We start from the raw sequence: 19085 nt of genomic DNA on the forward strand, positions 1-19085 counted from the left end.
CCATGCCGGAGCCTCGGGTCGCGGACCAGCTCGCCTGGGTGACGTGGCTGCGCGTCGTGGCGATCCTCGGCGTCGTCCTCATCCACACCGTGGGGTCGACCGCGGCGGGACCGGGATCGACCACGACCGTAGACGGGTGGGTCGCGCGCGTGCTGGACCTGTCCTTCCTCTGGGCCGTGCCGGTCTTCGTCATGCTGTCCGGCGCGCTGTCCCTGGACCCCTCGCGGTTCCGGGGGAGCGGGCCCTACCTGCGCAAGCGCGCCTGGCGGCTCGTGCCGGCGGTGGTGGTGTGGAACGTCGTCTTCGTGGTCTACATGGCGCTGACCAGGGACGGCTGGTGGCAGGGACCGCGGGCGGCGCTCGCCCTGGTGCTGCAGGGCCGGGTGGCACCGCACCTCTACTTCTTCTGGATCGTCCTGGGTCTTTCGGTCCTCACCCCGGTGCTGGTGCCGTGGGTCGCGCGGGCCTCGCGCCGGGAGCTGTTCGTGGCTGCCCTTGTCGCCTACGCGGTCCCGGTGCTGTCGACCTGGCCGCTGGGCACCGACGACGGGCGGGTCGCTCTGAGCCACGTCGCCTGGACCTGGTGGCTGCCCTACGTGGGTCCGTACCTGATGGGACGTGCCCTGCGCGGGGTCCTGCTGCCCCGGCGCTGGGTGCCGGTGTCCGCGCTGGCCGTGGTCGGGCTGTGCGGGCTGCTGAGCTGGCAGTGGCGCAACCCGGCTGCGCCGGCCTGGCTGGAGGAGTGGTCCGGCGCTCATTACTACAGCCCCTCGGTCGCAGTGCTGTCGGTCCTCGTGCTGCTGCTCGCCCAGACCACGGTGCGCGACGGGGGAGCGCTCGCACACGTGGCCGGGCCGGCGGTGATGCGGGTCGCGGGGCCGGTGGGCAGCGCCACCCTCGGGATCTTCGGGCTGCACTACCTGGTCCTGCTCGTCGGGATCGACACCGGCGTGCTGGGGGAGCCGGTCGCCCCGTGGCCGGTGCTGCTGTTGCGTGCAGCCGTGGTCGCCGTCGTCACCACGCTGCTCGTGCTCGGCCTGCGCCGCGTGCCGGTGGTCCGCGCGGTCCTCTGACGGTGGGCTCACGCCAGCTCGACCCTGCGCAGCGTGCGCGCCTCCACCTCGTAACGGGAGGCCCGTCCGGCCGCCGCGGCGAAGAACCGCCGGTGCAGGCTCCCGCGCACCTCCACGGCCTGTCCGTCCGGCAGGCGGGCGGCGGAGCGGCGCACCCGGCTGCCCCAGCAGGCGACGTCGATCGTGTCCACGGCTTGCCTCGACCCGGCGGTCCCGGCGCGGCCACGCCGGGGGTCCCGCGGCACGACCAGCCGGAACTGGACCAGCTCGTCCCCGCTGGGCAGCTCCCGGACCGTCGGCTCACCGCTGACCCGGCCGACCAGGTGGACCTCGTTCACCGGCTCCTCGAACGGCTCCCCGCTCTGCCTCCCTCGTGTGGTGCTCATGCCTACGATCGTGGGCGGGAGGTCCGGGCGCGCGCCAGCCGTCCTGCCGGACCTGTGGACGAGGACCGGCAGGACGCCTGGGAGTGGACAAGGCGGGGTCAGGGCAGGTACAGCACCTCCGCCCGCTCGCCGGTGGCGCCGTGGAGGTGCAGCACCAGCGTCTTGAACCGCTTGTCGGGGCAGTGGCCCTTGCAGTGCGGGGCGCCCGACTTGTTCAGACCGACGTGCCCGAGCTCGACCGAGGTGCCGGCCTGGTCGTAGTACAGGGGCTCGGGCGGCGCGATGTTCGGCCTGACGACGTCGTAGGACACCGGGCCGGCGGTGTCGATGTCGCCCGTGGGGTTGTTGGTGTAGTAGCTGAACGTGCCGACCTGGTAGGTGATCGGGTAGGACCTGGCCGTGTCGGTGACCCCGACCATCGCCGGCCACACCGGGATGGTGAGGACGTTCGTGTCGAAGACGTTGGACTCCTCGAACGTGAAGTTCACCGGCTCCGCGTCGATCGTCTGGCCGGACGCGAGATCGACCAGCCAGGCGGCCAGCACGTCGGTCCCCGTGAGGTTCTGCACATAGACCTCGTAGTCGGCCTGGCCGTCCCCGGTCGTGTCGAGGTCGACGTAGGGGATCGTGCTGTTGCCGACGGTGGCCCAGTCGCCGTAGGTGGCGATGGAGAACCACAGCCAGCCGTCGGCATACCCGGTCGGGGTGGGGGAGGACCCGGCGCCCACGTACTGCAGGTCGCCGGCGACCGCCGTCTGGTTGACCGTGCAGCCGGTGGTCGTCGACCCGCCGCACGCCGGGAGCTGCGGGCTCGTCGCGCCGAGGGTGGACACCGAGGTCAACGACGTGAAGGACTCGCTGCCCGAGCCCAGCGTGAAGCCGTGGCCCGAGTAGTCGATGCGGCTCGTGGCCTTCTTGCCGTGGCCGGTGGTGACGACCGACGCGGAGGTCTGTGAGGTGGGCTTGACCGCCCCGTAGACCGGGACGCGCAGGTGCTGACCCGCTGCAGTGGTCAGCACCAGGCGACCGGAGGCGTCCGAGACGTACTGACGCGGGACACTGCTCTGCTCGGGCGCCATGGTCGGGTCGATCGAGTGGCGCAGCTCGGCGGTGGTGATGCTCATCGTGACGACCACCCTGCCGGTCTGGCCGGCGCCGACGGTGAGGGTGCCCGGGCTGACCGAGTAGCTCACGCCAGGCTGCTCGACCGCGGCGTCGTAGGACGGCGTGACCGTGGCGGGGGAGCCGCCGGTGTTCGCCACCGTCACGGTGCGGGTCCTGGTCGCGGTGGCCTGGGTGATGGGCACGGCGACCACGCCGAAGGAGGCGCTGACGCCGCCCGGGACGTCGGTGGAGTAGGCGACCACGGTGTTGCCGACGGCGGCCGCCGCGTCCACCCGGCCGGCGCCCACGCGGGCGGGACCGTAGGCGTGACCGCTCTGGTTCGGCTCGCTCCAGACGTCGTGGGCGGCGGTGTTCATCAGGTCCGCCTTGAGCTGCTCGACGGTCCACCCGGGGTGGGTCTCCTTGACCAGCGCCGCGATGCCGGCGGCGTGCGGGGTCGCCATCGAGGTGCCGGACTCGCTCAGGGCGCCGTCGCCGGAACCGACACCGATCGAGACGATCGAGTCACCCGGTGCAGCCACGTCCGGCTTGACCACGCCGATGGAGCCGTGGGTGCCCCGGGAGCTGAACGAGCTGACGAGGTCGGTGATCGAGGGGTCGACGTCGCTCACGGTCAGCGCCAGAGCGCCGTCGAAGGTGACCACCAGGGTGCCGGCCTCCACCGCGGGCTGGAGCGTCTCGGTGGAGGCCTTGGTCAGCTGGAAGACCGGGATGTCGGCGTCTCCGGTGATCCCTGCGGTGAACGGGGACACGTCCCCGGTGAACACGGCGCCGATCGCCCCGGCGGCCTTCACGTTGGCCGACCGGCCCGCCGAGCCGCACCGGCGGGTGCCGTCGTCGGAGTCCCAGGTCAGCCAGGCCACCTTGCCGGCCACGGCGGCGGCGTCGGCGGGGCCGAGCGGGCCGCACCCGTCGCTGTTCGCCCCGCTCAGCGCCACGACGTCCCCGGTGACCGGAGGTTCGGTCGCCCAGTCGTAGGCCACGGAGTTCTGCCCCGGGACGATGCCCGCGACGTCGGCGGGCGCGTCCACGCGGAGCCCGTCGAGCATCTGGAAGTCGTCGACGCTGCTGGCCACGGCCAGCGAGCGCACGGCGTTGCCCGGGGAGCCCCCGACGTCGGTGAGGTCACCGGCGTTGCCCATCGCGATGACGGGCAGCACCCCGTGCTCGGCGAGGCTGTCGACGACGTCGTTCTCGGGGTCGTCGACGGTGGCGTAGTCGGACCCGAGCGAGAGGTTGACGATGTCGAGGTGGTCGCCGAGGTCCCCGTCGCCGTCCGGGTCGAGCGCCCGGTCCAGGGCCGGGATGACCAGGTCGGTCGAACCGGTGCAGCCGAAGACCTTCAGCGAGTAGATCTGCGCCGCCGGGGCCATCCCGGGGCTCATCCGCATCGATCCCAGGTCGCTGGACGTCAGGTCCCCGTAGGTGCCGGTGAAGGTGGAGCCGTCGGCGTCCTCGCCGTAGCCGGCGGCGATCCCGGCGACGTGCGAGCCGTGCCCGTAGCAGTCGATCGGGTTCTCGTCGGGGTGGGGAGTCGGCTGGTAGTCGGGGGCCTGGGGGTCGGCGTTGTAGTCGTCGCCGGAGAGGTCGTAGCCGCCGACCACCTTGGCCGCGGCCAGTGCGGTGAGGCTGTCGCGCCAGTCGGCGCTGGCTGCTGCGGCCCGGGCGTCGTGCCACGCCTGCGTGGTGCCCTGGCCGCCAAGGTCGGCGTGGGTGTAGTCGGTGCCGGTGTCGATGATCCCGATCGTGACGCCGTCGCCGTAGGTCCCGGTGTCCTGCCAGGTCTTCAGGACGTTGGTCAGCTCGGCGCCGTTGGAGTTGACGGGGCGCTTGGGGATGAGGGCACTGACCTTGACCACCTGGTCCATCTGCGCGACGGCACGCAGCGCGTCGCTGTCGGCGCTGATCGCGATGCCGGGCACCGCGTTGCCGACCGACCACAGCTCCTGCGCCTGCGCGTCCAGCCCCTTGGCCCGGGAGAGCACCTGCTGACCCTTGTTCCTGGCCGCGTGCCTGGCGGCCTGGGCCGCGCGGACCTTGGCGGAGCGACCGCGCGCGTGCTGGGCGGCGTCGGCGGCTCCCTCGCCGGCGAGCTGCACGAACACCTGCCGGGGCTCGTCACGCAGCTGCGAGGGTGACGTGGGCGCGCCGTCGAGCGGCAGGTCGACGCCGCCCGGGCTCGCCGTCGGGGCCGGGCCGGTGGGGTGCTGCTGGGGCGCGGCGCTGACGACGCTGGGGGCGAGGGCGAGGGCCAGGCTGCCCAGGACCGCGACCGCCGCCCCGGCCCTGCGAGGGCGGGGTGTCCGGCGCGATCCGGGTGGCGAGAAGGACGAGGATGGCATGACGCTCCTTCGGTGAAGGTGCGCCTCTCGGCCGGGTGTCGGGAGACGCGTCCGTGGCGCGGACCTTCCGACGCTAGTGGACCTCTGCGGGTGCGCGCATCGGGCAAACGCCCTATATGGCGGCCGGTGTCGGGTTGTGTCTAGCGTCATCACGAGAGAGCCTTCCCGGGCCGGCCGGTGGGGGAGTCGCCAGGACGGTAGGTTCGGTGGTGGGACGGATGCCACTCGACCGGAAGGACGTCGTCATGGCCATGGTGCTCCTGCACGGCCTCGGAGCGGTGGGAGGGGTATGGCGCGGGGTCGCGTCGGCGCCGGACCTCCCGGGCCACGGTCGGGCGGCGTGGGAACCGTCCTACAGCTACGAGGGTCATGCCCGGGCGGTCCTGGAGGACCTGCCGGACGGGCCGGTCGACGTCGTGGGCCACTCGATGGGCGGGGTCGTCGCCCTGGTCCTGGCCGCGCTGGCTCCCGGACGCGTGCGCAGCGTCGTCGGTCTCGGGATCAAGGTCAGGTGGTCGCCGGAGGAGCTGGCCCACGTGGCAGCCCTGGCCCAGAAGCCGCCGCGGACGTTCGCCACCCGGGACGAGGCGGCCGAGCGGTTCCTCAAGGTCGCCGGGCTCACAGGGCTGGTGGCGGCCGACGACCCGGTGGTCGATGCGGGGACCGCGTCCCGCGGCGACGGGAGCTGGACGCTGGCGCAGGACCCTCGGACGTTCGGCGTGGGGGCGTTCGACATGCCGCAGCTGCTGGGGGCGGCGGCCTGTCGGGTGGTCCTCGCGCGAGGTGAGCACGACCGGCTCGTCTCGCACGAGGAGCTGGCGGCCCTGGTGGACGTGCCCGTGACCCTCAGGGGCCTGGGGCACAACGCGCACGTCGAGGACCTGGACGCCGTCCTGGCGCTCCTGGGGTGACCTCGGCGCACGTGTGGTGGGCGCTGTGACGCCCCGTCCCGGACTAACGCCGATAAGTCACATTATGTAAAGCGCGGTTGGTCAGCAGGGCGCGTCCGCCTCCCCGCCCGCCTCAGAGCACGTACTCGAAGAGGTGGAACCGGTCCAGCTCCGTGCCCTCGTAGTGCAGGGTGTGGACGCCCAGGTCGGTGAAGCCGTAACCGGTGTAGAGCTGGCGGGCCGGCGTGTTCCCCACGTAGGTGTCCAGCCGGACGGCCCGGCACCCCGCCTGCCTGGCGACGTCCAGCGACGCGTCGACCAGGAACCTCGCGACACCTTGGCGCAGGAAGCCCGGGGTGACCCCCAGCGCGTGGACCATGAGCGCCTCCAGGGGCCGTGCGTCGATGGTCCAGGGGGCCTCCAGGTAGGCGTCCGGGGCGTCGTGGTTCAGCACCACGACCCCGGCGACGGCGCCGGCGTCGGCGTCGTCCACCGCGAGGTACAGCTGCCCGCCCTGCACCCAGGCCTGCACCTCGGCCGGGGTCGGGTGGTTCTCGCTGTGCCAGTGCGGATAGTCGACCGTCGCCGCCAGGTGCTCGAGGATCGTGCGGTAGGCGGCCTGCGCGGCCGCGGTGTCAGCGCCGTCGGCCCGCCGGAACCGCAGGCGCGCTCCTGCCCGTCGACTCTCCACCGGAGCAACCCTAGCCAGCGGCTCCCCCGGAGCGGTCGCGCCGACGCGGGTGCGATCATGGCCCCATGCCCACTCCCCCAGCCCTGGACCGGCTCGTCGCCGACCTGCCGGCCGACGTCGTGGTGACCGACCCGGACCGGATGGGCGGCTACCGCTTCGACCGGTCGCAGGACCCGGACGCCGGCGTCCCGCTTGCGGTCGTGCGGGCCGAGAGCACCCAGCACGTGCAGACCGCGGTCCGGTGGGCCGCCGAGCACCGCGTCCCGATCATCACCCGCGGCGCCGGCACCGGTCTGTCCGGCGGATCCTCCGCGCTGGACGGCTGCCTGGTGGTCTCGACCGAGCGGATGCGGCGCATCGAGGTCGACCCGGCCACGCGGACCTGCACCGTGCAGCCGGGCCTGCTCAACTCCGAGGTCAAGGCGGCCGCGGCGGCCGAGGGCCTCTGGTACCCGCCCGACCCCTCCTCCTTCGAGATCTGCTCGATCGGCGGCAACGTCGCCACCAACGCCGGCGGGCTGTGCTGCGTGAAGTACGGGGTCACCATGGACTACGTCCTCGGGATGACCGTCGTCCTGGTCGACGGCACCGCGGTCACGCTCGGCGGCCCGAGGGTCAAGGACGTCGCGGGCCTGTCCCTGACCAAGCTCTTCGTGGGCAGCGAGGGCACCCTGGGGATCGTCACCGAGATCGTGCTGCGCCTGCTCCCCCAGCCGCGGCCGGCCACGACCCTGGTGGCCACCTTCCCCACGGTGGTGGGCGCGACCGCGTCCGTGGTGGAGATCACGCGCACGATGCGGCCCTCCATGCTGGAGCTCATGGACGGCGCCACGATCAACGCCGTGGAGGACATGACCCGGATGGGTCTGGACCGCGACGCCGGCGCCCTGCTGGTCGTCCAGTCCGACGAGCCCTCCTCCCACGCCCGCGAGGAGCTCGAGGCGGTCGCCGCGGTCTGCGAGCGCCACGGTGCCACAGAGATCATGCACACCGACGACCCGGACGAGGGCGAGGCCTTCGTCGCGGCCCGACGCCTGGCGATCCCGGCCGTCGAGCGCAAGGGCTCCCTGCTCCTCGAGGACGTCGGCGTGCCCGTCCCCCAGCTGGGCGCCCTCGTGGAGGGCGTCGCCGGCATCGCCGAGGACAACGGCGTCCTGATCGCCGTCGTCGCGCACGCCGGCGACGGCAACACCCACCCGCTGCTGGTCTTCGACCCCGCGGACGCGGACCAGACCGCCCGGGCCCGTACGGCATACGGCCAGGTGATGGAGCTGGCGATCAGCCTCGGGGGCACGATCACCGGCGAGCACGGCGTGGGGCGCCTCAAGAAGCCCTGGCTGGCCTCCCAGCTGGGCCCGGAGGCGATGGAGCTCAACCACCGCATCAAGGCGGCCCTCGACCCGCACGGCCTGCTCAACCCCGGCACCGTCTTCGAGAGCCGCGGCACGCCCGGCTAGCGCCAGGCGAAGACCGGCTGCTCGAAGTGCGCCACCGGGTCGTCGCGGCCGTGCAGGCCCAGCCAACCCAGCTGCACGAGCACCGCCGCCGTCGGGGCGTGCACGACCGTGCTGCCCAGCGGCAGCGCGACCACCGGACGGTCGCTCTCGGGGATGGTGGTGAACCACGGCGACCCCGGCCGGTCCAGCTGGTGCAGCCCCACCCGGTAGACGATCATCACCTCACCGGGATCCGGGCGCAGGGTGACCGGCCCGCCCCACACCACGACCGGCGTCATGACGAAGCCCGACCTCGTCACGTAGTCGTCCAGCAGCCCCAGGACCCGGTCCTGCCCCAGGTCGATCCCGACCTCCTCGCGGGTCTCCCGGAGCGCCGCGGCCACCACGTCCTCACCGGGCTCCAGCCGGCCCCCGGGCAGCGAGTACTGCCCGGCGTGCCGCGGCAGGTGCAGCGGTCTTCGGCACACGAGCACCGCCGCTCCCCCCGCCGCCGTCCGCAGCCCCTCGTTGAGCCCGAAGGGCCGCTCGACCTCCGTCCCGTCCGGGTAGGTGGCCACCAGCTCGGCATCCTCCTGCGTGGAGTCGACCAGGACGAGGGCCACCGCCGCCCGCCGGTCGTCCCCGGGAGCCACCACCCGGCGCTCGTGCCGTGCCAGGTGCGTCCGCACCCGCTCCCGCAGGTGCGCGTCATACGGGATCGGGGCAGGTATGACGTGCGCCGCTTCCTGCTCCACCGCGCCTCCTGATCACCGTGACCCTCGCCTCCGGGCACCGTACCGGCAGTGCTTCGGCCCACTCAGCAGAGGGTCGTCACCACCCGGATCCGTCTCGAGGATGACCTGCCTCACCCGCAGGGCGGACGACAGGGACGCCGATGACCCGGTTGGCTGGCACCCAGAGGTCCGGTCCCGGACCCGCTCGGGGACCATCAGCAGGAGGACGTCATGACCCGACCCACCTTGGTGCGCCGCGCGGCGCTGGCCGGCACCGCAGCGCTCGCCGCCCTCGCGATGGGCGCCGGCCCCGCGCTCGCCCACCACTGCTTCATCCCGATGTACAACCTCAACGCACCCGCTTCACCCAACTGGTTCGTCGTCTCGGCCGAGGACGGTGCCACGCTGGAGGCCGGGTACGTCACCGGATGCGACGCCGCGCGCGAGGCCGGCTACGCGGCGCTGCGGGCGGAGGGCCTGCCGGTCGGCCTCAAGATCTTCGAGAAGATGACGATCGGGGACCCCAAGGGCACCGGTCGGATGAACCCGAACGGTGCCAACGGCAAGGGTCTGGAGTACTTCGGCGCCGGCTCCGAGCTCCCGTTCCAGATGGTGGGCACCTACATCCAGGCTGCCTCGAGCGTCGACTGCGGCTGAGCCCCCCGGTGGACCGGGCGCCTGCTCAGGGCACGCGCCCGGTCCACTCCGGCGTGCCGAACTTCGTCGCCACGAGCTCCCGGGCCGCGGCGAGCTCGGCGTCGGTGTAGGTCGAGTCCACCGTGGCGTAGCGCCCGCGGAAGTGGTCGAGGAAGACCTCGATGATCGCCCCGCGGCTCATCCCGGTCTGCGAGCGCATCGGGTCCACGCGCTTGGCGGCGCTGCGGGTGCCCTTGTCGGAGAGCTTCTCCTTGCCGATGCGCAGCACCTCCCCCATCTTCTCCGCGTCGATGTCGTAGGCCATCGTGACGTGGTGCAGCACCACGCCGTCGGCGAAGCGGCGCTGGGCGGCCCCGCCGATCTTGCCCTCCTCGGAGGCGATGTCGTTGAGCGGCACGTAGCGTGCGCGCACCCCGATCTCGGCCAGCGCGCCCATCACCCAGTCGTCGAGGTAGGCGTAGGCGTCCTCGAAGGAGAGCCCCTCGACCAGCGAGCTGGGCACCACCAACGAGTAGGTGATGCAGTTGCCGGCCTCCATGAACATCGCTCCGCCGCCGGTGATCCGGCGCACCACGCCGATGCCGTGCCGGGCGGCGCCCTCGGGGTCGATCTCGTTGCGCACCGACTGGAAGGAGCCGATGACCACCAGCGGGGAGTCCCAGTCCCAGATCCGCAGCAGGGGGCGCCGGGCGCCGGAGGCCACCTCGTGCGGGAGCACCTCGTCCAGCGCCACGTGCATCACGGGCGGCAGCACGACCGGCGGTATGACGTCGAAGGTCAGGTCGTCCCAGCTGGTCGCCCGACCCAGGGCGCGGCGCACGGCGACGGCGACCGCCCGGGCGTCGAAGCCGATGAGGCGCACCGGGACCGTCCGTCCCTCCAGCCGCCGGGTGACCGCCGCGGCCAGGTCGGCGGCGCTGGTGCCCACCGCCTGCCCCACGAGGGCGGCGTCGATGTCCTCCAGGGCGTCGTCGGGCTCGAGGAAGAAGTCCCCGAACACACGGGCGGAGGTGATGACCTCGCCGTCGGTCTCGACGTCGACGGAGACCAGCTTGCCTCCGCGCACCTTGTACTCTCCACGCACGCCGCGCTCCTCTCCCTCGGGTCCTGCCTGCCACCAGTGTGCCGGTCCGACCCGACCGGCTCGCGGGCGGACCTGCCCGCGCGGAGCCGGTCGCCGCCGTAGGCTGCCCCCATGGCGACGCTGTTCACCAAGATCATCGAGGGCGAGATCCCCGGCGAGGTGGTGTGGTCCGACGAGGTCTGCGCGGCCTTCCTCGACATCGCGCCGCTGACCCGCGGCCACGCGCTGGTGGTGACGCGTGCCGAGGTCGACCTGTGGACCGACCTGGACCCCTCGACCCTGGCGCACCTGATGAACGTGGCCGCCGTGATCGGCCGCGCCCAGGTGGAGGTCTTCGCCGGCGTCCGGGCCGGGCTGATCATCCAGGGGTTCGAGGTCCCGCACGCCCACGTGCACGTCTTCCCCGTCAGCGGTCCCGAGGACTTCGACATGACGAGGACCACCGACCGCTCCCCCGAGGACCTCGCCGCCGACGCCGAGCTGCTCCGCGCGGCGCTCGCGTCCGGATGAGCGAGGTGGACGGGCGCGAGGACGAGCCGCGCACGGACTACCACCGGGACGTCTACGACGAGTGGGGCGACCCTGACCCGGGCGAGCTGGAGGCGCACAGCCACGGTCTGGACTTCGGCCTGCTGCTCCTGCGCCTGGGGTCGCTCCCGCTGGTCGCGCACGGCCTGCACGGGGCTGCGGACATGCCCGGGCTGATCCGGCGGGTCGGCGACCATCCGCTCGGCGCGCAGAGCCCCGAGTTCTTCGCCTGGATCCTCATGCTCGCCCAGGTCGCCCTGCCGGTCCTGCTCGCCGTCGGCCTGTTCACCCGCCCGGCCGCCTTCTTCACCGCCGCGATGACGGCCGTTCTGTGGCTGCTCACGGTGCCGCTGAGCCTGGGCTACTCGCCGTTGACGCCCCAGGGCGCCCTCACCGGCGAGGCGCTCCTGCTCCACGTCGGGCTGAGCCTGCCGCTCGTCTTCACCGGCGCGGGCCGTTGGTCCCTCGACGCGATGCGCACCGCCGGTCGGCCCTGAACGCAGGGAGGTCCCAGCGGTGCGGTGCGACTACTTCGACGCGGGGGTATGCCGTTCCTGCGCGCTCATGGGCGTCCCGCCCGAGCAGCAGCTGGCCGGCAAGCAGGCGACCGTCGCCGGTCTGCTCGGCGCGCGGGTCCCGGCGACGGCGTGGTCCGAGCCGTACCACGGTCCCGAGGTGGCCTTCCGCAACAAGGCCAAGCTCGTCGTCGGTGGCTCCAAGGGGTCGCCCACCGTCGGGATCCTCGACGCGGGGGGCCGCGGCGTGGACCTGCGCCGGTGCGGGCTCTACGAGCCCGGTCTGCACGCCGCGGTGCTCTCCCTGGCCGACCTGCTCGCGACGTCCGGCCTCACCCCCTACGACGTGCCCGCCCGACAGGGTGAGCTCAAGCATCTCCTGCTCACCCTCTCCCCCGACGGTGAGCTCATGGTCCGGTTCGTCCTGCGTTCCCCGGGTCAGCTGCGCCGGGTCCGCGAGCTGCTGCCGCAGGTGCGGGCCGCTCTGCCCACGACGCGTGTCGTCTCGGTCAACCTCCAGCCCGAGCACAAGGCGGTGCTCGAGGGCCCCGAGGAGACCGTCCTGACGCAGGCGGACAGCCTGCCGATGCGCGTCAACGACATCCGGCTGCACCTGCGACCGCAGAGCTTCTTCCAGACCAACACCCACGTCGCGGCCGGTCTCTACGCTCAGGCTCGCGACTGGGCCGCCCAGGACGAGCGTGCCGGGGGCGGCCCGGGGTCGGTCCTCGACCTCTACTGCGGCGTCGGCGGCTTCGCCCTGCACCTGGCCGGGCCGGACCGCGACGTGCTCGGGGTCGAGAGCGCGCCGGAGGCGGTGAGCAGCGCGCGGACCAGCGCCCAGGAGCTGGCTCTGGACCCCGCGGTGGTGCGCTTCGAGGTCGGGGACGCGACGGCATACCTGCAGGAGGGTCCGACCCCGGACCTGGTCGTGGTCAACCCGCCCCGCCGGGGCGTCGGACCGCTCGCCGGCCGGCTGGAGAGCTCAGGGGTGCGACGCGTCCTCTACTCCTCGTGCAACGCGCGCACCCTCGCCACGGACCTGGCCGCGATGCCGTCCCTGCGGGTGCGACGGGCCCGGCTCTTCGACATGTTCCCCCAGACCCACCACCACGAGGTGCTGGTCGAGCTCGTCCGCCGCTGAGCCGGCGTGGGCCGAGGCCGACAGGGCCGGGCCGCTCTGACATGATGGAGCCGGTCCCGACCACCACGACAAGGAAGTTGATCGATGGGCAACATCTTTCCCAGCGTCCCCGAGGGTGCGCAGGAGCTCAGCAACGCGTCGTTGGAGGTCCCCGACCCGCAGGGCGTGCTCGAGCGGCTGATGGAGCAGGCCAACCTGCACCGCGGCTCGCTGCGCGAGCAGGACGGCTACACCATCCCCTTCCGCGAGGGCGGCTCGGTGCGCATCCGTGTCGTCGAGGGCGGGGACGAGCAGGGCGGCGAGGGTCTGCGCCTCGTGGTGACCGCGCCGACCGTCGAGCGCCGCGACTACATCCAGGGCAAGGTCGGCGAGCTGACGGCCGGGGAGCTGGGCGAGGAGGCCGGCCGGCTCGACTGGCAGGCCGGCGGCTGACCCGCCCGCTCAGCTGAACGGCTCGGGGTCGCCCGAGCCGACGCGGAGCACTTCGGCGTAGCCCTCGGACAGGTCCACGACCGTCGTGGGCTCCTGCCCGCTCTGGTCGCCCTCCACCACGATGTCCACGAGGTGGTCGAGAGCCTCCTTGACCTCCCACCCCAGCGCGAGCGGCTCGTCGTGCCCAGGCAGCAGCAGGGTGCTGGTCAGCAGCGGCTCCCCCATCGCCTCGACGATCGCGTGGGCCACCCGGTGGTCCGGGATCCGCACCCCGATCGTGCGCTTGCGGGGGTGGAGCACGCGGCGCGGCACCTCCTTGGTCGCGGGGAGGATGAAGGTGTAGCGCCCCGGCGTCGCGGCGCGCACGGCGCGGAAGACGCGGTTGTCCATCTGCACCAGCTGGCCGAGCTGGGCGAAGTCAGCGCACATCAGCGTGAAGTGGTGGCGCTCGTCCAGGTGCCGGATGTCGTGGATGCGCTGCTTGGCGTGCGGGTCCCCCAGCTGCGCCCCCAGCGTGTAGCAGGCGTCCGTGGGGAAGGCGACCACCCCGCCCTCGCGCAGCGACCGGACGACCTGGTCGACCAGCCGCGGCTGCGGGTCGTGCGGGTGGATGTCCACGAAGCGCGCCATGGACGACACTGTATGCCGCGGGCCCCGCGGTGCGCCCGCGATCTCAGGGGGCGTCGAGGAACCGCAGCACCACGTCGGCGAAGACCTGCGGCTGCCGGGAGTGGACCCAGTGGTTGGCGTCCTTGACCGTGACCCGCCGGGTCCTGGGGAAGAGCCTGCGCATCAGCGGCTCGTCCTCGTCGGTGATGTAGTCGGACTCGCTGCCGGCCACCCACAGGACCGGCCCGTCGAAGCGTGCGCCGTCGGCGTGCGGGACGTCGCCGGTGACGACCGCCAGGTCCCGGCGCAGCACGTCGAGGTTGGCCTGCCACGCCAGCCGGCCGGAGCCGTCCCGCCGCAGGTTCTGCAGGAGGAAGCCGCGCAGCGAGGGCTGGGGCACCTCGCGCGAGAGCTGCCGGTCGGCGTCCCCGAGGCTGGCGAGGGTGGCCAGGTCGATCCGCGAGAGCGCGCCCAGCAGGTGCTCGAACTCCTCTCCCCCGCCAGAGCCGGCCGGGCTGACGTCCACCACGACGAGGTGGTCGACCAGGTCGGGCTCCGCCAGGGCGAGCGCCATGGCCGTCTTGCCGCCCATCGAGTGCCCGACGAGGTGGACGGGTCCCTCTGCGGCGACGCCCGCACGCAGGTGCTCGGCGACGGCGTGCGCCATCTGGCCGTAGTCCACGGGGTCCGTCCACGGCGAGGCTCCGTGGTTGGGCAGGTCGACGAGCAGGGCGCGCAGGTGCGGCTGCATGGCCCGCACGGTGGCGCCGAAGTTGCGGCCGCGGCCGAACAGCCCGTGCAGGAAGACCACGACAGGTCCGTGGTCGCCGACCAGCGTGCTGTGCAGGGTCCGGTCCGGGCGGCTGACGTCAGGTGTCACGCCCCGAGCCTAGAGGGCCCCGTCCCCCGCGTCCTTCGAGGACCTCAGGTCCCGCTGCATCGCGGTGGTCCGCAGCTTGGGCACGAAGCCGACCCCCTCGTACAGACGCGTCGCCCCGGACGGGTTCTCGGAGTCCACGCCCAGCTCGATGACGTCGTAGGCGCCCGAGCGGCCGGCCAGGTCGACGGTGCGCAGCAGCGCGGCACGGGCCAGGCCCCGGCCGCGGGCTGCGCGCACCGTGCCCACGAGGTCGACGTAGAGCTGACGGTCGACCCACTCCGTGCACAGCACGTAGGAGAGCACCTCGCCCTGCGGTGTCACCGCCAGGGTCGAGACCTCCGGGCGCCCGGATCGGGCCGTCCAGTGGTCGTGCCACGTCTCTGCCGACTGGGGACCGGAGCCCCAGTGGTCCCGGAAGGCGTCGTTGTGCGCCGTCCGCGCTGCCTGCTCGTGCTGGGCCGTGGGCGAGAGGAGCTCCACCCCCGGCGGCTCGGGCACCTGGATGCCGCCGCGGAGCGGGCGGGCCAGCTCGTCGTAGTAGCGCACCACCCGGTAGCCGCGGGCGCGGAGCATCCGCGAGGCGGACGACCCTTCCAGCCCGCCCCCGGCCCGCAGGTAGGCGTCCCTGCCGGGGTGCCGCTCGCGCACCAGCTGCTCGGCGCGCGGCTCCATCCGGTCCATCAGCTCGCGGCCGATGCCCCGCCCTCGATGGTCCGCGCGCACCCCTCCGGAGACGTAGCCGCGCCCGTTCCCCTCGTTGTCCGGGGTGGTCGGCACGGTCACCTGCGCGAAGCCGACGATCTGCCCCTCGTCCCTGGCGGTCAGCGAGTCGCGCGCCGGGTCGAAGCCGGCGAAGGTGAGTTCCTCGCGCAGGTCGTCCTCCCGGTAGAACTCCTCGGTCCCGTCCACCTCCGCGAGGTGGTTGACCAGGTTCGCCCAGGCGGGCACGTCCGCCTCGGTCAGGGGGGTCCACCTGTAGACCGTGCCCCGGGGCGTCGCGGAGGTCTCGTCCGTCGTCTGCTGCGTCATGACCCAAGTCTGCTGCCGGTCGCAGCCTGCCCGCCACCGGTTATCGCTGGCGCGTCCCGGGGACGGTGCCATCATGGTGCGCCATGGACCTGGACCTCAGCTACTACCTCGGCATCACGCGGGGAGGCGCGGTCGCCGTTGTGATCAGCACCGTCGTCCTCTACTTCGCCTTCGGCGGGCTGCTGCGGCTGTGGGGCCAGCGGCTCTACTCCAGCCCGCGCAGCGTGGACCTCGCGGTCGCCACCGTGCTGGGGGCCATCGTCGGGCGTTCCACCATCGGCCACATACCGACGCTGGCCGGAGGGCTGATCGCGCTGGGGACCCTGGCCGCCCTGGAACTGTTCTTCCGGTTCCTGCGACGCCTGCCCATCCCCAAGCTGCGGCGGCCGCAGACCCCCTCGGCGCGCGGTGTCGTGCTCGCGGTCGGCGGAAAGGTCCGGGCCGACACCATGCGCACCTACGGCCTCACCATGCCGGTGCTGTGGAGCGCGCTGCGCCAGGCGGGCGTGAGCCACCCCTCCCAGGTCGCTCTCGCGGTGCTGGAGCCCAGGGGCAGGATCTCGGTGCTGCGCACCGGTCAGCCGATCCATCCCAGCGCGCTGACCGGGGTCCGGGGCGCCCACACCGTCCTGGAACAGCTGAGGGAGGCCGGCGAGCTGCGCACCGCCCCGCTGAGCGCGGACGAGCACGGCGGTCCCAGCGGCGGCAGCGGCCGGGTGCCGACGCCGGAGGCCCCTGACAGCGGCGAGGCTCAGGGCACCTCGTAGGAGACGGGCGTGGGCAGCGCCACGGTGCGCGAGACGGTGCACAGCCGGTCCCTGGACATCGCCACCGCACCGGGCAGCCGCTCGCGCGCGGCGTCGCCGTCCTGCCCCTCCGGGAAGGTCACGGAAACGGTCACCGTGACCGGACCCAGGTGGTTGCCCTGCTCGTCCCGCACCTTCTCGGCGGCGGCCGTCATCGTGAAGCGCTCCGGCTCGGCCAGCCGGGAGGTGAGCACGTCGACGTCGATCGCCGAGCACCCGGCCACGGCCGCCAGCAGCAGCTCCACCGGGGTGAACTCCTGCGACTGCCCGGAGCCGAAGGGCAGCGTGCCGCCGCGGGCGTTGGTCGCCACGTACCGGGTCTGCCCGGTGCGCTCGATGCTCACCGATCTGGTCTCGTCCTTAGCCATGGCCGTAGTGTGCCAGTCATGACCGACACCGATGCTGCCGAGGCCGCGCGCCGTCCGCCGCTGTCCGGACCGGCCGTCCCGGAGGGGCGCCTGGTGCTGGTACGCCACGGCGAGACCGAGTGGTCCCGCACCGGTCGGCACACCGGGCTGACCGACCTGCCGCTGCTGCCCGAGGGAGAGTCGGCCGCCGGTGACATCGTCCGTGCCCTGGAGGGTATGGAGTTCGTCCACGTGCGCTGCTCTCCCCTGGAGCGCGCCCGGCGGACCGCGGAGCTGGCGGGGCTGCACGTCGATGAGCTGGACCCGGACCTGGTCGAGTGGGACTACGGCGGCTACGAGGGCAGGTCGACGGCCAACATCCGGGCCGAGCTGGGATACCACTGGACGGTCTTCGAGCATGGGGTGATTCCCGGCGCGACGCCCGGCGAGACGGTGGAGGAGGTTGCCGCACGAGGCAGTCGGGTGCTGCAGCGCGTGAGGCCGCTCCTCTTCGAGGGCAACGTGTGCCTCGTGGGCCACGGGCACGCACTCCGCATCCTGACGGCGGTCTACCTGCGCCAGGCGCCCCGCTTCGCACGGCACCTCACCTTCGCGGTCGGGTCGGTGGGGGTGCTCGGCCACCACCACGAGGACCCGGTGGTCGAGGCATGGAACCGACGGCGCTGACCTTCCGGTCCCGTGCGACCACATCTCCCCGGTCGGGCGCCTGTCCTCAGGCGTCCACCTGCGCGTCGGTCCGCCGGCCGGCCTCCTCGTCGTCCCCGCCCTCGAGCGGGGCCACCTGCGGCACCTCCCAGGTGTGGACCGGCTGGTTGTCCTCGGAGTGGTCCAGGTAGAGCCGGAACATCTCGCGCAGGGCGTCCGGACGGGAGTGGCCCGCCCCCTCGAAGGCTTCGGTCGCGGCCACCTGCCAGCTGGCGCCGTTGGTACGGGTGCGGCACCGGCCCTCGATGACCGACAGGAAGTGCGTGCGCACCTCTCGGCGCAGCCCGAGGGCCGCGAGGCCGTCGTCGGCCACGTCGAGCAGGTGGTCGGCGACGAGGTCGACCACCGGGATCCGGCCCAGGCCCGGCCAGCTGTGCACGCTGGCGATGCCGTGCCGGGCCGCGTCGTCGAAGTTCTCCTCGGCGGTGCTGAACGGCATCTTGGTCCAGATCGGTCGCCCGCTGGAGGCGGCCGCCTCCAGCAACCCGTAGTAGAAGCAGGCGTTGGCGACCATGTCGACCACGGTCGGCCCCGCCGGCAGCACGCGGTTCTCCACGCGCAGGTGCGGCACGCCCTGGCTGGTGTCGTAGATCGGCCGGTTCCACCGCCACACCGTGCCGTTGTGCAGCTTCAGGTTGGACAGGCGTGGGACGGCCCCGGAGTCGAGCAGCGCGACGGCGTCCTCCTCCGACACCTCCGGCAGCAGGGCCGGGAAGGAGCGGACGTTCTCCTCGAACAGGTCGAAGATCGAGGTGATCCAGTGCCGGCCGAAGTAGGCGCGCGGACGCACCCCCTGGTGCTTCAGCTCGACCGAGCGGGTGTCCACCATCTGCGCGAACAACGGGATGCGGGTCTCGGCCCACAGCCGCCGGCCGAAGAGGTAGGGCGAGTTGGCCCCCATCGCCACCTGGAGGCTGGAGATGATCGAAGCGGCGTTCCAGTAGACCGGGAAGTCCTGCGGGGTGACCTGCTGGTGGAGCTGGACCGAGGTGCATCCGGACAGCGGGCCGATGCCGTCGTGGTAGCTGTTCACCCGCTCCCCCGTGGGTCCTTCGATGTCGAGCTCGAAACCCTCGCCGCGCTCGCGCAGGAGGGCGTCCTCCAACGCCTGGTAGCGCACGCCGTCGGACAACCAGGGCTTCTCGAACAGCTCCGGCTGCAGCGTCGGCATGATGCCGATCGAGGCGACCCGTGCGCCGTGCGCGCGCGCTGCGTCGCCGGCCCGGCGCAAGGAGGAGGAGAGCCACCGCTCCACGCGCACGGCCTGGTCGCCGGCCATCGGGCGGGGCGGGACGTTGAGCTCGATGTTGTACTGCCCGACCTCGTTCTGGAAGTCGTCCTCCTCGATCGCGGCGAGCACCTCGCCGTTGACCATCGCCGGACCGAGGGTCTGCAGGTCGACGAGGTTCAGCTCGATCTCCAGACCCATCTGTGGTCGGGTGAAGTCGAAGCGGCTCCCTTCGAGCATGCGTTCGAACACGTCGAGGTCCTCGAGCACCTTCTGCCGGAACGCGAGACGGTGCTCCCTGGTGAATTCACTGTGGCTGACCTCTTGGCCCATGGACCGATCCAAACACACCCGGGGCGGTTGTGGCGAGAGGTGGGGCGCCGAAGGCCCCCGACGGACCGTCCAGAGCCTCCTGGACCGGTC

General features: G+C 72.9%; 20 protein-coding genes. 10 read left to right on the forward strand and 10 right to left on the reverse strand.

What is annotated here, in order from left to right:
• Positions 1 to 2: 2 nt before the first annotated feature.
• Positions 3 to 1073, forward strand: a complete 1071-nt coding sequence (locus tag DV701_RS02995; RefSeq protein WP_162802762.1) for an acyltransferase — start codon at positions 3 to 5, stop codon at positions 1071 to 1073.
• A gap of 8 nt (positions 1074 to 1081) precedes the next feature.
• On the opposite strand, the gene DV701_RS03000 is transcribed toward DV701_RS02995, so the two are convergent.
• Both DV701_RS03000 and DV701_RS03005 read right to left on the reverse strand, forming a co-directional pair.
• Positions 1082 to 1459 (reverse strand): single-stranded DNA-binding protein, encoded by a 378-nt coding sequence (locus DV701_RS03000; RefSeq protein ID WP_114927010.1) that lies wholly within the window; start codon positions 1457 to 1459, stop codon positions 1082 to 1084.
• Positions 1460 to 1557: 98 nt separating this feature from the next.
• Positions 1558 to 4926, reverse strand: a complete 3369-nt coding sequence (locus DV701_RS03005) for a S8 family peptidase (protein WP_114927011.1) — start codon at positions 4924 to 4926, stop codon at positions 1558 to 1560.
• 218 nt (positions 4927 to 5144) lie between these two features.
• On the opposite strand from DV701_RS03005, the gene DV701_RS03010 reads away from it, so the two are divergent.
• On the forward strand, positions 5145 to 5837 hold the full coding sequence (locus DV701_RS03010) for an alpha/beta fold hydrolase (protein ID WP_114927012.1): 693 nt from the start codon (positions 5145 to 5147) through the stop codon (positions 5835 to 5837).
• Between the two features lie 112 nt (positions 5838 to 5949).
• Here the strand turns inward: DV701_RS03010 and DV701_RS03015 are convergent, their stop codons facing one another.
• A complete protein-coding gene (locus tag DV701_RS03015; protein ID WP_202863615.1) occupies positions 5950 to 6507 on the reverse strand; it encodes a GNAT family N-acetyltransferase in 558 nt (185 codons plus the stop codon).
• Between the two features lie 65 nt (positions 6508 to 6572).
• Between DV701_RS03015 and DV701_RS03020 the strand changes: the two genes are divergently transcribed.
• Positions 6573 to 7964 (forward strand): FAD-binding oxidoreductase, encoded by a 1392-nt coding sequence (locus DV701_RS03020; protein WP_114927013.1) that lies wholly within the window; start codon positions 6573 to 6575, stop codon positions 7962 to 7964.
• Here the strand turns inward: DV701_RS03020 and DV701_RS03025 are convergent.
• Positions 7961 to 8698 (reverse strand): NUDIX hydrolase, encoded by a 738-nt coding sequence (locus DV701_RS03025; protein WP_228255190.1) that lies wholly within the window; start codon positions 8696 to 8698, stop codon positions 7961 to 7963. The genes DV701_RS03020 and DV701_RS03025 overlap by 4 nt on opposite strands.
• A 210-nt stretch (positions 8699 to 8908) precedes the next feature.
• Here DV701_RS03025 and DV701_RS03030 point away from each other — a divergent pair, with 210 nt between their 5' ends.
• Entirely contained in the window at positions 8909 to 9334 is a 426-nt protein-coding gene (locus DV701_RS03030; RefSeq protein ID WP_114927014.1) for a hypothetical protein, read from the forward strand.
• 25 nt (positions 9335 to 9359) lie between these two features.
• Here DV701_RS03030 and DV701_RS03035 read toward each other — a convergent pair whose 3' ends face one another.
• The gene (locus tag DV701_RS03035) at positions 9360 to 10418 is read right to left on the reverse strand and encodes a lipoate--protein ligase family protein (protein WP_114927015.1); all 1059 of its coding nucleotides are present in this window, start codon (positions 10416 to 10418) and stop codon (positions 9360 to 9362) included.
• A gap of 111 nt (positions 10419 to 10529) precedes the next feature.
• Between DV701_RS03035 and DV701_RS03040 the strand changes: the two genes are divergently transcribed.
• The 4 genes from DV701_RS03040 (at position 10530) to DV701_RS03055 (ending at position 13037) form a co-directional block, all read left to right on the forward strand.
• A complete protein-coding gene (locus DV701_RS03040) occupies positions 10530 to 10928 on the forward strand; it encodes an HIT family protein (RefSeq protein WP_114927016.1) in 399 nt (132 codons plus the stop codon).
• Entirely contained in the window at positions 10925 to 11443 is a 519-nt protein-coding gene (locus DV701_RS03045; protein WP_114927017.1) for a DoxX family protein, read from the forward strand. The genes DV701_RS03040 and DV701_RS03045 overlap by 4 nt, the downstream gene beginning before the upstream one ends.
• Positions 11444 to 11462: 19 nt before the next feature.
• Positions 11463 to 12605 carry a methyltransferase domain-containing protein gene (locus tag DV701_RS03050; protein ID WP_114927018.1) on the forward strand — a complete coding sequence of 381 codons (1143 nt, stop codon included), beginning with the start codon at positions 11463 to 11465 and terminating at the stop codon, positions 12603 to 12605.
• 84 nt (positions 12606 to 12689) lie between these two features.
• Positions 12690 to 13037 (forward strand): hypothetical protein, encoded by a 348-nt coding sequence (locus DV701_RS03055; RefSeq protein ID WP_114927019.1) that lies wholly within the window; start codon positions 12690 to 12692, stop codon positions 13035 to 13037.
• Positions 13038 to 13046: 9 nt separating this feature from the next.
• On the opposite strand, the gene DV701_RS03060 is transcribed toward DV701_RS03055, so the two are convergent.
• Genes DV701_RS03060 through DV701_RS03070 form a run of 3 tightly spaced genes read right to left on the reverse strand, consistent with a single transcriptional unit; the run spans position 13047 to position 15555 of the window.
• The gene (locus DV701_RS03060; protein WP_114927020.1) at positions 13047 to 13667 is read right to left on the reverse strand and encodes an L-threonylcarbamoyladenylate synthase; all 621 of its coding nucleotides are present in this window, start codon (positions 13665 to 13667) and stop codon (positions 13047 to 13049) included.
• Positions 13668 to 13710: 43 nt separating this feature from the next.
• Positions 13711 to 14526, reverse strand: coding sequence for an alpha/beta fold hydrolase (locus DV701_RS03065; RefSeq protein WP_114927021.1), 816 nt, complete (start codon positions 14524 to 14526; stop codon positions 13711 to 13713).
• 9 nt (positions 14527 to 14535) lie between these two features.
• Entirely contained in the window at positions 14536 to 15555 is a 1020-nt protein-coding gene (locus DV701_RS03070; protein WP_162802763.1) for a GNAT family N-acetyltransferase, read from the reverse strand.
• An 83-nt stretch (positions 15556 to 15638) separates the two neighbouring features.
• Here DV701_RS03070 and DV701_RS03075 point away from each other — a divergent pair, with 83 nt between their 5' ends.
• Positions 15639 to 16322 carry a DUF421 domain-containing protein gene (locus tag DV701_RS03075; RefSeq protein WP_114927023.1) on the forward strand — a complete coding sequence of 228 codons (684 nt, stop codon included), beginning with the start codon at positions 15639 to 15641 and terminating at the stop codon, positions 16320 to 16322.
• Here the strand turns inward: DV701_RS03075 and DV701_RS03080 are convergent.
• Entirely contained in the window at positions 16307 to 16729 is a 423-nt protein-coding gene (locus DV701_RS03080; RefSeq protein WP_114927024.1) for an OsmC family protein, read from the reverse strand. The genes DV701_RS03075 and DV701_RS03080 overlap by 16 nt on opposite strands.
• A gap of 18 nt (positions 16730 to 16747) precedes the next feature.
• Between DV701_RS03080 and DV701_RS03085 the strand changes: the two genes are divergently transcribed.
• Positions 16748 to 17395 carry a histidine phosphatase family protein gene (locus DV701_RS03085; RefSeq protein WP_114927025.1) on the forward strand — a complete coding sequence of 216 codons (648 nt, stop codon included), beginning with the start codon at positions 16748 to 16750 and terminating at the stop codon, positions 17393 to 17395.
• Positions 17396 to 17441: 46 nt separating this feature from the next.
• Here the strand turns inward: DV701_RS03085 and DV701_RS03090 are convergent, their stop codons facing one another.
• Positions 17442 to 18995, reverse strand: coding sequence for a glutamate--cysteine ligase family protein (locus DV701_RS03090; RefSeq protein ID WP_202863616.1), 1554 nt, complete (start codon positions 18993 to 18995; stop codon positions 17442 to 17444).
• Between the last annotated feature and the right edge of the window lie 90 nt (positions 18996 to 19085).

It is taken from the genome of Ornithinimicrobium avium (assembly GCF_003351765.1).
Lineage (GTDB): Bacteria > Actinomycetota > Actinomycetes > Actinomycetales > Dermatophilaceae > Ornithinicoccus > Ornithinicoccus avius.

What these genes read in the sequence shown, in the direction of transcription:
- DV701_RS03060 (WP_114927020.1), bottom strand. Translation starts at nt 13,667, where the DNA reads ATGGCGCGCTTCGTGGACATCCACCCGCACGACCCGCAGCCGCGGCTG.
- DV701_RS03010 (WP_114927012.1), top strand. Translation starts at nt 5,145, where the DNA reads ATGCCACTCGACCGGAAGGACGTCGTCATGGCCATGGTGCTCCTGCAC.
- DV701_RS03090 (WP_202863616.1), bottom strand. Translation starts at nt 18,995, where the DNA reads ATGGGCCAAGAGGTCAGCCACAGTGAATTCACCAGGGAGCACCGTCTC.
- DV701_RS03080 (WP_114927024.1), bottom strand. Translation starts at nt 16,729, where the DNA reads ATGGCTAAGGACGAGACCAGATCGGTGAGCATCGAGCGCACCGGGCAG.
- DV701_RS03075 (WP_114927023.1), top strand. Translation starts at nt 15,639, where the DNA reads ATGGACCTGGACCTCAGCTACTACCTCGGCATCACGCGGGGAGGCGCG.
- DV701_RS03000 (WP_114927010.1), bottom strand. Translation starts at nt 1,459, where the DNA reads ATGAGCACCACACGAGGGAGGCAGAGCGGGGAGCCGTTCGAGGAGCCG.
- DV701_RS03070 (WP_162802763.1), bottom strand. Translation starts at nt 15,555, where the DNA reads ATGACGCAGCAGACGACGGACGAGACCTCCGCGACGCCCCGGGGCACG.
- DV701_RS03085 (WP_114927025.1), top strand. Translation starts at nt 16,748, where the DNA reads ATGACCGACACCGATGCTGCCGAGGCCGCGCGCCGTCCGCCGCTGTCC.
- DV701_RS03040 (WP_114927016.1), top strand. Translation starts at nt 10,530, where the DNA reads ATGGCGACGCTGTTCACCAAGATCATCGAGGGCGAGATCCCCGGCGAG.
- DV701_RS03055 (WP_114927019.1), top strand. Translation starts at nt 12,690, where the DNA reads ATGGGCAACATCTTTCCCAGCGTCCCCGAGGGTGCGCAGGAGCTCAGC.
- DV701_RS03045 (WP_114927017.1), top strand. Translation starts at nt 10,925, where the DNA reads ATGAGCGAGGTGGACGGGCGCGAGGACGAGCCGCGCACGGACTACCAC.
- DV701_RS03005 (WP_114927011.1), bottom strand. Translation starts at nt 4,926, where the DNA reads ATGCCATCCTCGTCCTTCTCGCCACCCGGATCGCGCCGGACACCCCGC.
- DV701_RS02995 (WP_162802762.1), top strand. Translation starts at nt 3, where the DNA reads ATGCCGGAGCCTCGGGTCGCGGACCAGCTCGCCTGGGTGACGTGGCTG.
- DV701_RS03020 (WP_114927013.1), top strand. Translation starts at nt 6,573, where the DNA reads ATGCCCACTCCCCCAGCCCTGGACCGGCTCGTCGCCGACCTGCCGGCC.
- DV701_RS03030 (WP_114927014.1), top strand. Translation starts at nt 8,909, where the DNA reads ATGACCCGACCCACCTTGGTGCGCCGCGCGGCGCTGGCCGGCACCGCA.